The sequence below is a fragment of the Mesorhizobium sp. M1E.F.Ca.ET.041.01.1.1 genome, from assembly GCF_003997355.1.
Taxonomy (GTDB): domain Bacteria; phylum Pseudomonadota; class Alphaproteobacteria; order Rhizobiales; family Rhizobiaceae; genus Mesorhizobium.
In genome coordinates this window covers 1-476 of record NZ_RZSL01001252.1, presented here as the reverse complement: position 1 = coordinate 476, position 476 = coordinate 1, and the positions used below count along the sequence as shown (strand labels likewise).

Genomic DNA, 476 nt, shown 5'->3' with positions numbered 1-476 from the left:
GCGCGCTCGGGAAAGAGCGCGCATGCCGAGGCGTTGGTGACGGCCAGTCCGTCGCCCTGGACTTACATCGCCACTGCGCAGGCCTATGACGACGAGATGCGCGAGCGCATCGCGCTGCATCGCGCTCGGCGCGGCGAAGGCTGGGTGACGATTGATGCGCCGCTCGATCTTGTCGGCGCGATCGAGGCTTTGCCCGATCACCAGCCGGTGCTGATCGATTGCCTGACATTGTGGCTGACCAATCATATGCTGGCGGAACATGATGTCGAGGCCGAGTGCCGGCGGCTCTCGGATGTGCTGTCGCGTCCGCGCGGGCCTTGGTTCGTGGTATCGAACGAAGTCGGGCTTGGCATCGTGCCGGACAATGCGCTGGCGCGCCGGTTCCGCGATGCCGCCGGCCGGCTCAACCAGCAGGTCGCGGCCGTTGCCGATAGTGTGCTGATGATGGTGGCGGGGCTGCCGCTCAAGGTGAAGTG

The 476-nt window shown here is 66.2% G+C and carries 1 protein-coding gene; it reads left to right on the top strand.

Going from position 1 to position 476, the window contains the following annotated elements; translation table 11 throughout:
* Window positions 1–476 (top strand): bifunctional adenosylcobinamide kinase/adenosylcobinamide-phosphate guanylyltransferase (gene cobU, locus EOA38_RS38630; RefSeq protein WP_127301690.1); only part of this gene is annotated, 476 nt, incomplete at both ends.